Consider the following 9,848-nt stretch of genomic DNA (forward strand, 5'->3'; position numbering starts at 1 on the left):
CAATAAATCAATGATGTTCTGCCAAATGATGTTTGGCTTATCATTTTACGGGGTAATGGTTATCCTAACCCGTTTTTTTCTAGAAGATTTGGATTATAACGAAGCCGATACCATGATGGTGGTAGGAGCATTTTCATCCATTGGCCCCCTTTTTGCGATCGCTGGTGGTTTTATTGCCGATAAGTTCCTTGGCGCTTATCGTTCATTAACCATTGCCTACGGCGCTTTTGCTCTTGGTTACACACTACTGGTGCTGGGTGCCTCAACAACCAACGTCGCGATGGCATTAGCAGGCATCGCTTTAGCGAGCTACGCACGCGGATTAATGTCTCCTTCTTACCCCAGTTTATATAAACGCACTTTTAGCTCCCAAGAACATTTTGAAAACTGTTACCCTGTCAATTATTCGGTAAACAATGTGGGGGCATTACTTGGTCAATATTTATTCCCGATGTTTGTTTTAGTGATCGGTTTTCACGGTAGCTTTATGCTCTCAGCCATTTTGGCAGCGTTCGCCTTTGCCACTTTAATTGTGTTTAAAAAATCATTAGTGAATGCTGCAGCTGAGATTGATCAAGCTCCCGTAAGCGTGAAAAACTGGCTCGCCTTTTGTGCAGTATCATGCGCGATGGTTGGGCTAGTTTTCTTCATGTTTTCTAATATGGACATCGGTCAAAACATCGTTTATGCCATTGGTGTGGCTGCCATTTTTTACTTCATCTTTTTGATGTGTAAAGCGAATCGATCCGATACCTTGAAAATGGGCACTATTCTTATCATGACGGTGCTCACCACCTGTTTCTTTGTCTATTACGGGCAAATGATGACCTCCATGACCATGGTAACCATTAATACGATGCGTGGTGACTTATTTGGATTAATTCCAATCGCTCCTGAAGCATCAATGGCGATGAACCCACTGTGGTGCATTGTTGCTGGGCCAGTCATTGCTATGACTTTCTCTTCACTGGAAAAGCGAGGCATTAATTTTTCAACAGCCACTAAAATTGGCTTTGCATTCATCTTCACCGCCATTGCATTTGGCATTTTAACCATGGCAGTCATGAATATTGGTGCTGATGTTGTCATCAGACCAGAAGTCTTTTTGATGATCCACTTCTTCCAAGCTTTTGCGGAAGTCATTGTTGGTAGTTTAGTAGTGGCCTTCATTTTGTCAGTGGCTCCCAAGCACATCGAAAACTTTTCGGTTAGCCTCTTTTCAGTCGCCATCGCCTTAAGCGGCATTGTGGGTGCGGTGTTCTCAACCTCCATTGCATTAGAAAAAGGTCAAGTGATCAGTCAGCATATCGTCCAAAGCGTTTATGGCGACTACTTTAAAATGCTCACGATCTTAGCCGTAGTGATGGTAGCAGTGGCCATCGTCGCTTCATTAGTTGTTCGAAAAATGCTTGAAGCATCAAAAATGAACGAACGGGATGAACTTGCAGAAGTTGCACCTAACGAAGTTTAAACATCAGCAAAATGTGAACATTATTAAGCCTCATACCATTATGCGTATGGGGCTTTTTATCTGCAAAGTTACATATTCCCATCTCTTCAAAGTAAAATAACGTAAATGATAGTTATTATCATTGAATCAATTGAGCACTCAGTTTAAGGTTATACCTACAAAAGACAAAACGGTAATCTAGAGAATAATGAAAAAAGAAACAGAACCTAAACGCTCTTTCTATCCACTCACGGTTGCGGATAGCCAGCAAATTTCGCCTTCCCTGCAACGCATTACGTTACAGGGTGACTCAATTGGGCATTTTACACTTGAAAACGAAGGCGATTATATCAAGCTGTTGTTTAGTGAAGATGGTGGCACTGATTTGTCACGGTTAACCCCTGATCAGCGCCCAATAATGCGCACTTATACCATTCGAAGCTTTGATACGACCAACAATCGCATTGAAATCGATTTTGTACGGCATGAGGCGGAAGATAAGCAGTGTGGATTTGCAGTCAGATGGGCGATGCATACGGCCATTGGCGATACGATTTCAATCGCTGGCCCAGGTAAAGCTCAAGGGTTGAATCCCAATGGGAAATGGTTTTTCTTAGCCGCTGACATGACCGCGATCCCTGCCCTTGCAGCTCAATTAAAACGCTTACCGCGTGATGCAAAAGGTTATGCAGTAATTGAAATTGAGCATGTGGATGACAAACAGGCACTACAGGCTCCGGAGAACATAGAGATCTCTTGGGTAGTGAAAGACAGCAGCACCAATTTGGCGACTTCGGTTATCGAGAAAAATTGGCTGGGTGAGAATGGCTCGGTATGGTGTGCGTGTGAATTTGATACCATGCGCGCGCTAAGAGAGTATTTTCGCAATGAAAAAGAGATAGCCAAAGACTATATTTATATCAGCAGCTACTGGAAACGTGGCGTCAGTGAAGATGGGCATAAACAGCTCAAACAAACGGATGCACAAACTCAGTCATAAACAGCAATAACACAGTAAAAAGGTGACTTAATAGAGGTCGCCTTTTTCATTGAATGCGCTCAATTTTCAACGAACATAGCTTTAACAGACCTAGCTTTAACGGACCTAGTTTTAATGGACATAGCCTCAGCTGGCCACGGTTAGCTTGGCTAACGACTCAATACAAATCGCGTCATGTCGCCAGTATTCGATGCCACAATCGATCAGTTCACCCTGTTGATTATAATTAATGCGCTCAACGACCATCGCCGGAGTGCCTGATGTAGCGCGTAGCGCTTGCGCCATATGACCAAGCAAAGAGCTAGTGGTAATTCGATAACGGACTGTTTGATACTCCACGGCAAAATGGTCGCGATAAATATCCGTCAGTGATTGAGACAAATCGAAAGTCAGCAAGTTGGGAAACAATTCAGGGCGCACGTAATTCGTCACATAGACCACGGGGCGATCTTCTAAATAACGCACACGATCAATTTGGTAAACATCCGAAAACGGCTTCAATCCCAATAAGAGCGATGCTTGTTTATTGGCTAATAGCGCTTTTGCCATCATCAGTTCCGTTTTTGGTACTCGGTTTTGTGCTAAAGCCATGTTGGTAAAATTCAGAGTTTGGGTTGGGTCGTAACGTATCGGCTCGGGAGAAATAAACCAACCTCGCCGATCTTCTCGGTAGATCTTGCCATCCGCTTCCAACAGAGACAAAGCCTCACGCAGGGTAACGCGTGTGGTATTAAACGACTCTGCAAGTTTTCGTTCAGGGGGTAATTTTTGACGAGGGGCAAGCATGCCAGCATCGATTTGTTCAACAATCACATCTTTAATTTTTACGTACTGCACAACATCCACTCCCAGCCTAAATACGTGCATGCTAAATTCATAACAAACTGATACCGTATTATTTGCATTCTATGTCGAACAAGATTAATGTCATAGCCTGAATCGCAATAACATTGACGTTAATTTTTATACCGCCTAGCTTTTGGGCGGTATTTCTTTTTGGAGTATTAAAAATGTCAAACTTAGCACCTGTCTTAGTTTCAAGCCTTGATATGGACAGAATATCCGCATTACTGGATGGCATGCCTAAACTAACGCCAGAGTTAGAAAAGCTCGAGGCTGAGTTGGATAGAGCCACCATTGTCGCCCCGCAAGAGATGCCAAATAATGTGGTGAGCATGAATTCGACCGTACGCTTCAAGTTTATCGACAGTGATGAAGTGATCGAAAAAAATCTTGTGTATCCGCATGAAGTGAAAAGCAGTCAAGATATCTCTGTTTTTGCCCCAGTAGGCAGTGCATTGTTGGGCCTAGCTGTTGGTCAACAGCTAAGTTGGCCAATGCCAGGTGGTAGAGAAAGAGTGATTGAGATTCTTGATGTAGTTTATCAACCTGAGCGTGACGGTGAATTCAACCGCTAACGAATCGATTTGTTGGTGTGGAGGTCGATATCATCACTCCACACCCCAAGCCACATCATTGTAAATAATTATGCGACCAAAATATCTTTAAGCTCGTGCAATGAACGCACATGGTAGTGTGGCTCAATACCCTCAACAGCACTTGCGCCAGTAGAGTTTAGCCAACAGGTCTCAATACCAAAATTCAAGCCACCTAGAATATCGGAATGCGGGTTATCTCCTACCATCAATACACGATTTTTAGCAGGGTTGCCCATTTTGTCTAACGCGTAGGCAAAAATCCCGTGATCAGGTTTCGCTACACCAACCTCTTCTGAAATAATCACGTGGTCAAAGTATTCACTCATCCCCGTTCTTTGCAAACGAATCGCTTGAAGTTCGGTAAAACCATTAGTAATGATGCCAAGTTTCGCTCGACCTGTAAGGGCATCCAATAACTCTTTTGCTCCTGGTAGTGGAGTGCAGATATCTGCCATGGCTTCAAGAAATGCGCTGTTTAATTCCGTGGTTGTCGTCGCGAGCTTTTCTGCCCACTCTGCAAAACGAGTATGCTTCAACTGCGCCGCCGTGATATCACCATTTTGGTAATCGACCCACAGTGGTTTATTAACTTCTTGGTACTGCGCAAAATCTTGTTCAGTAAACAACACTCCTTTGCGCTCAAACATCAGCTGCATACCTTTGAAAGCATCAAAATGAAACAAGGTCTCGTCAGCGTCAAATAAAATCCAGTCGTACTTCATGATCTCTCCTCATAATGTTCGGGCTAGTTTAGATTGTTTTTAGTTAAATGATAATCTCTATCAGAAGAAACTTTTAAAATTCAATTTGATAACGAATCTAATCGTCCCTGTAATAAAAAAGGCTCCAATGAGCCTTTTCTTATGCTTAATATTGCAAATTATGATGCTTTTTCAGCTTCGTTAACCATAGAAAGTGCCAATGCTTCGGCCGCTTTAATACCATCAATGCCTGCTGATAAAATCCCGCCCGCATAACCTGCACCTTCACCTGCCGGATAAAAGCCTTTCAGGTTGATGCTTTGGAAATCTTTACCCCGTTTAATGCAAATAGGTGATGACGTGCGAGTTTCTACTCCAGTTAACAAACCATCATCAGAGGCAAATCCTTTGATCTGCTTATCAAACGCTGGGATCGCTTCACGAATGGCTTCAATGGCAAAATCAGGCAACGCTTTTGAAATATCTGTCAACTTGATGCCGGGTGTAAAAGAGGGTTCGACATCACCTAACGCACTCGGATCACGACCTTGTAAAAAGTCACCAATTTTTTGTGCTGGCGCATCGTAGTTTTCGCCGCCAAGCTGATAAGCTCTTGATTCAAGCTCACGTTGGAAGCGCACGCCCGCTAGCGGATCACCGGGATAATCACGTTCAGGATCAATACCCACTACAATCGCACTGTTAGCATTACGTTCTGCGCGAGAATATTGGCTCATGCCATTGGTCACAACGCGCCCCTCTTCAGAAGTAGCCGCCACTACCGTGCCACCGGGGCACATGCAGAAGCTATAAACAGTGCGGCCATTCTTACAGTGGTGAACCAATTTGTAGTCCGCCGCACCAAGAATGGGGTTACCCGCATTCGCACCAAAACGCGCTTCATCAATCATTGATTGTTTATGTTCAATACGGAACCCTACTGAAAAGGGTTTGGCTTCCATATAAACGCCACGTTCATGCAGCATTTCAAAGGTATCACGTGCGCTATGACCGACGGCAAGGACAACATGACGCGTTTTAATTTCTTCACCATTTGACAACGTAAGCCCAGTAATTTGCCCTTCTTCGATGTGAATGTCATCAACACGAGTACTAAAACGAATTTCACCGCCTAATTCGATAATTTTGGCTCGCATTTTTTCAATCATGGTCACCAATTTGAACGTACCAATGTGCGGTTTGCTCACGTACATGATTTCAGCAGGTGCGCCCGCAGCGACAAATTCTGTAGTGACCTTACGACCATAGAAGTTAGGATCTTTCACTTGGCTATAGAGTTTTCCATCAGAAAAAGTCCCCGCTCCACCTTCGCCAAACTGCACGTTAGATTCAGTATTCAATGTACGTTTACGCCAAAAACCAAAGGTATCTTTGGTGCGTTCGCGCACTTCTTTACCACGCTCGACAATGATTGGGTTAAACCCCATTTGAGCAAGAATCAGTCCTGCGAATAGACCACAAGGGCCAAAGCCTATCACCACTGGGCGCTCAGTAAGATTCGCTGGCGCTTGAGCAACGAATTTGTACTCCATATCCGGCGTCACTTTCACATGCGGATCGTCAGCAAACTGAGCAAGCAACTCTGTTTCATTCTCCACGCTCACATCTAGCGTGTAAATCAGCATGATTTTCGTTTTCTTACGAGCATCGTAGCCACGTTTAAACATATTGAATGAAAGAACTTGTTCATCAGCAATACCAAGTTTTTCAGTAATAGCAGCAAAAATTGCCCCTTCCTCGTGGTCCAAAGGAAGTTTAATTTCGGTTAAACGTATCATGTCGGTGTCTCGTTTTAGTCGGTGTCTTAGCCAAAGCCGCAAGCGGCCCGCTCACAATGGCGCGCATTTTACGGGAAATAGCGTTATCTGTCATACTAAATCCCGAATTCATCACACGTTACGCTAGATATTCATAGCGTTGGATGTTGAAATTTAACTTGGGATGCGTATTATCCCCATTCTTCATTTTTGACTAACTAAGAGCTGATCATCATGGCGTTTGTCGTAACGGATAATTGCATCCAATGTAAATTTACTGACTGTGTCGCGGTATGCCCTGCAGATGCCTTTCACGAAGGCCCCAATTTTATGGTGATCAACCCCATTGAATGCATTGATTGCGGTTTATGTGTTCCTGAATGTGCAGCTCAAGCTATCTTTCAAGAAGATGAACTCCCAGAAGATCAGAAGATTTACATCGAACTCAATGCTGAGCTTGCCGACATATGGCCGGTGCAAACCGAAGTCAAACCAGCCATGGATGATGCTGAAAAATGGAATGGCGTGCCAAACAAACTGGGGATGTTAGAGAAGTAGTCTTTTCTTCTTATAACTAGCGTTATAAAAAAAGCGCAAACACGGCATCCGTTATCACGCTTTTTGACGACAATCCAAAGCAACAACTTTTAAGCTTTACTTATTGACCGAGTGATCTTGGTTTGATCTAGTGATGTTGGCGGCGCAGGTTATCCAAAATAATACCCGTAGCCATTGCTACGTTAAGTGACTCAGCTCCCCCGAAGGCGGGAATGGTGATTTTGTCGGTAACATATTGAGCCGCTTCGGCACGAATACCATGTGATTCACTGCCCATCAATAAAATCCCTTCTGCTGCAAATTTCGTATGATGTACGCTCTCACCTTCTAAAAAAGCCCCATAAACAGGTAGATTTGAACTCTGTAAATAAGCACCCAAATCCACTTGGCTCACCGTAACACGCCCAAAGCTGCCCATGGTGGCACTGATGGTCTTCGGATTGTATGGATCGGCGCAATCATGGCTAGTGACAATGTATTTAATGCCATACCAATCAGCGACACGGATAATCGTCCCTAAATTACCGGGGTCAGAAACACCATCGAGAGCGATCATCAATCCTTTCGCTTCAGGCACCGTCACTTCGGGGATTTCAACGACGGCGATTGCCGCATTATTGCTCACCAAAGTGCTGGCTTTGGTTAAGTCATCTAATGTGGCCTCAATGCATTCAAAAACACTAAGCTCAACGCGGTTTTGTGCGATAAACTCCGCAGTGGCAAAAACCTGCTTTACCGTCAGTTGGCTGTTAATCAATTCCAACACGTTCTTTTCGCCTTGCACTAAAAACAGGCCATGAGCCTTGCGCTGTTTCTTTTGGCCTAAAGCACGAAGTAGTTTCAGTTGGTTTTTTGAAATCATAAAATATCCGCAGTGAGGTAAGGTTGGCCTAGTAAAAACGCCGCATTATAGAGTAAAGGCCGTCAGAGCTAAAGCAGTGTAAGTCGAGTTTCAATACCATATGTTCAGTTACTAACAAACCAGGAAATCCATATGAAACGTTTTCTTCCCTCTTCCGTTATGTTAACCCCCTTTGTCGTCAAGCATTATGATCAACAAGATAGTGATCAACTTGAAGATGATCATCATAAAGAGCCCAACGACAATGACACAAAAGAGAACGAAGAATCGAGCTAAAAGCTCAGACATTAGTTTATAATCCACTCATTAAATAACTTTACAACCCATTTTTTGACGTTATTATCGCGACGCAAACGTTTTCCCAACCCGTACAATACTAAATAATGAGGGTTTTATGCTGCCTGATATTGAAATTTGCCGCGCCACTTCATTAACCTCCATAGAGGCTATCGCTAACAAAGCAGGATTCACCGCCAGCGAATTCCACAGCCAAGGCCGCTTTAAGGCCAAAATTTCATTAAGTTGCCTTGAACGTTTGCAAACACAAACGGTTGGAAAGTTAATCCTTGTGACTGCTATTACCCCAACGCCATTAGGGGAAGGAAAAACCGTCACGACCATAGGACTATCACAAGGAATGGCAAAATTGGGTCATTCGGTGATGGCATGTATTCGTCAACCCTCAATGGGACCAATCTTTGGTGTTAAGGGCGGAGCCGCTGGCGGCGGTTATTCACAAGTGGCACCAATGGAAGAGCTCAATTTGCATCTCACTGGTGATATCCACGCCGTCACAGCCGCGCATAACCTAGCGGCAGCGGCGATAGATGCCCGGATCTATCACGAACAGCGCCTTGGTTATGACGATTTCGAGCAGCGCACCGCAATGAAAGCACTGCGTATCGACCCGAATAATGTGGTTTGGAAGCGAGTGATGGATCACAACGATCGCGCACTGCGCATGGTTACCGTTGGCCGAAATGAAACGGATAAATCAATCAATGGCTTTGAGCGTGAAGACGGTTTTGATATTTCAGCGGCTTCTGAGCTAATGGCGATTCTTGCCTTAGCCAAAAACTTAAACGATCTGCGTCAACGGATTGGGCGGATTGTCGTCGCCTATAGTCACCATGGTACACCGATTACCACCGAAGATTTGCAAGTCGCTGGGGCGATGGCTGTCAGTATGAAAGAGGCGATTGAACCTACATTAATGCAAACGTTAGAAGGCGTACCGACACTGATTCACGCCGGGCCTTTTGCCAATATCGCTCACGGTAACTCTTCTATTATCGCCGATGACATCGCTACAAGATTAGCCGAATTTACTGTAACAGAAGGCGGCTTTGGCTCTGATATGGGATTTGAAAAGGCGTGCAATATTAAAGCCGCGACATCTGGGAAAGCGCCAGATTGCGCCGTTATCGTCACTACACTTCGCGGCTTAAAAGCGAACTCTGGTCTGTATGAATTGCGTCCCGGCCAGCCAGTTCCCGACACTCTATTTCAGCCAGACCATGCCGCGTTGGTGTCCGGCTTTGAAAATCTCAAATGGCATATTGAAAATGTGAGTAAGTATGGAATACCCGCCGTAATTGCCATTAACCGCTTTCCACAAGACAGCCAAGAAGAGCTTGAGCAGCTCGCCATGATGATTCACGCACTACCCTACCAGGTAGAGGTTGCACTGAGTGAAGGTTTTGCTCTTGGAGGCGAAGGGACGACTGAGCTTGCTTCCAAAGTCATTAAGCAGTGTCAAAAAGTGAGTACGTTCACACCGTTATACCAAGCACAGCACACGATCGAAGATAAGATCAACGCCGTAGCGAAAAAGGGCTATGGCGCGGCAAGCGTCACTTTTAGTGATAAAGCACGACGTCAAATGCACAACATGCAAGAGCAAGGTTACGGTAAACTTGCTGTCTGTTTGGCGAAGACGCCGCTTTCAATTTCAACCAACGCTGCGATTAAAGGCGCACCAAAAGGTTTTGATGTACCGATCCGCGAATTAAAACTCTGTGCGGGTGCTGGCTTTATCTATGCGCTATGCGGCAACGTGA

The 9,848-nt window shown here is 44.6% G+C and carries 10 protein-coding genes; 6 read left to right on the forward strand and 4 right to left on the reverse strand.

Annotation, left to right across the window (positions count from 1 at the left end; all coding sequences use genetic code 11):
• On the forward strand, positions 1–1,471 hold a 1,471-nt coding region (locus B9J84_RS10400; RefSeq protein ID WP_404206996.1), incomplete at its 5' end, for a peptide MFS transporter.
• Between the two features lie 187 nt (positions 1,472–1,658).
• Positions 1,659–2,450 (forward strand): siderophore-interacting protein, encoded by a 792-nt coding sequence (locus B9J84_RS10405; protein ID WP_017045538.1) that lies wholly within the window; start codon positions 1,659–1,661, stop codon positions 2,448–2,450.
• A gap of 126 nt (positions 2,451–2,576) precedes the next feature.
• Here B9J84_RS10405 and phnR read toward each other — a convergent pair whose 3' ends face one another.
• Positions 2,577–3,287 carry a phosphonate utilization transcriptional regulator PhnR gene (phnR, locus tag B9J84_RS10410; protein WP_094124080.1) on the reverse strand — a complete coding sequence of 237 codons (711 nt, stop codon included), beginning with the start codon at positions 3,285–3,287 and terminating at the stop codon, positions 2,577–2,579.
• A 173-nt stretch (positions 3,288–3,460) separates the two neighbouring features.
• Here phnR and rnk point away from each other — a divergent pair, with 173 nt between their 5' ends.
• Complete coding sequence (gene rnk, locus B9J84_RS10415) at positions 3,461–3,868, forward strand: nucleoside diphosphate kinase regulator (protein WP_026027712.1); 408 nt, start codon at positions 3,461–3,463, stop codon at positions 3,866–3,868.
• A 68-nt stretch (positions 3,869–3,936) separates the two neighbouring features.
• Here the strand turns inward: rnk and yjjG are convergent, their stop codons facing one another.
• Together yjjG and B9J84_RS10425 are read right to left on the reverse strand one after the other, a co-directional pair.
• Complete coding sequence (yjjG, locus tag B9J84_RS10420; protein WP_017045536.1) at positions 3,937–4,611, reverse strand: pyrimidine 5'-nucleotidase; 675 nt, start codon at positions 4,609–4,611, stop codon at positions 3,937–3,939.
• Between the two features lie 158 nt (positions 4,612–4,769).
• The gene (locus B9J84_RS10425) at positions 4,770–6,389 is read right to left on the reverse strand and encodes an NAD(P)/FAD-dependent oxidoreductase (protein ID WP_094124076.1); all 1,620 of its coding nucleotides are present in this window, start codon (positions 6,387–6,389) and stop codon (positions 4,770–4,772) included.
• A 213-nt stretch (positions 6,390–6,602) separates the two neighbouring features.
• Between B9J84_RS10425 and fdxA the strand changes: the two genes are divergently transcribed.
• Positions 6,603–6,926: a ferredoxin FdxA gene (gene fdxA, locus B9J84_RS10435; RefSeq protein WP_010318513.1), complete on the forward strand. Its 324-nt coding sequence runs from the start codon at positions 6,603–6,605 to the stop codon at positions 6,924–6,926.
• Between the two features lie 127 nt (positions 6,927–7,053).
• On the opposite strand, the gene B9J84_RS10440 is transcribed toward fdxA, so the two are convergent.
• Positions 7,054–7,788 (reverse strand): RNA methyltransferase, encoded by a 735-nt coding sequence (locus B9J84_RS10440; RefSeq protein ID WP_094124077.1) that lies wholly within the window; start codon positions 7,786–7,788, stop codon positions 7,054–7,056.
• Positions 7,789–7,920: 132 nt separating this feature from the next.
• Between B9J84_RS10440 and B9J84_RS16230 the strand changes: the two genes are divergently transcribed.
• Both B9J84_RS16230 and B9J84_RS10445 read left to right on the forward strand, forming a co-directional pair.
• Positions 7,921–8,064, forward strand: coding sequence for a hypothetical protein (locus B9J84_RS16230; RefSeq protein ID WP_013867835.1), 144 nt, complete (start codon positions 7,921–7,923; stop codon positions 8,062–8,064).
• 118 nt (positions 8,065–8,182) lie between these two features.
• A partial coding sequence (locus B9J84_RS10445; protein ID WP_094124078.1) for a formate--tetrahydrofolate ligase occupies positions 8,183–9,848 on the forward strand: 1,666 nt, incomplete at its 3' end.

It is taken from the genome of Vibrio sp. V03_P4A6T147 (genome assembly GCF_002241085.1).
GTDB lineage: Bacteria > Pseudomonadota > Gammaproteobacteria > Enterobacterales > Vibrionaceae > Vibrio > Vibrio anguillarum.

Coding starts and splice junctions, on each gene's coding strand:
- B9J84_RS10405 (WP_017045538.1), top strand. CDS start 1,659: ATGAAAAAAGAAACAGAACCTAAACGCTCTTTCTATCCACTCACGGTT.
- rnk (WP_026027712.1), top strand. CDS start 3,461: ATGTCAAACTTAGCACCTGTCTTAGTTTCAAGCCTTGATATGGACAGA.
- yjjG (WP_017045536.1), bottom strand. CDS start 4,611: ATGAAGTACGACTGGATTTTATTTGACGCTGACGAGACCTTGTTTCAT.
- B9J84_RS10425 (WP_094124076.1), bottom strand. CDS start 6,389: ATGATACGTTTAACCGAAATTAAACTTCCTTTGGACCACGAGGAAGGG.
- fdxA (WP_010318513.1), top strand. CDS start 6,603: ATGGCGTTTGTCGTAACGGATAATTGCATCCAATGTAAATTTACTGAC.
- B9J84_RS10440 (WP_094124077.1), bottom strand. CDS start 7,788: ATGATTTCAAAAAACCAACTGAAACTACTTCGTGCTTTAGGCCAAAAG.
- B9J84_RS16230 (WP_013867835.1), top strand. CDS start 7,921: ATGAAACGTTTTCTTCCCTCTTCCGTTATGTTAACCCCCTTTGTCGTC.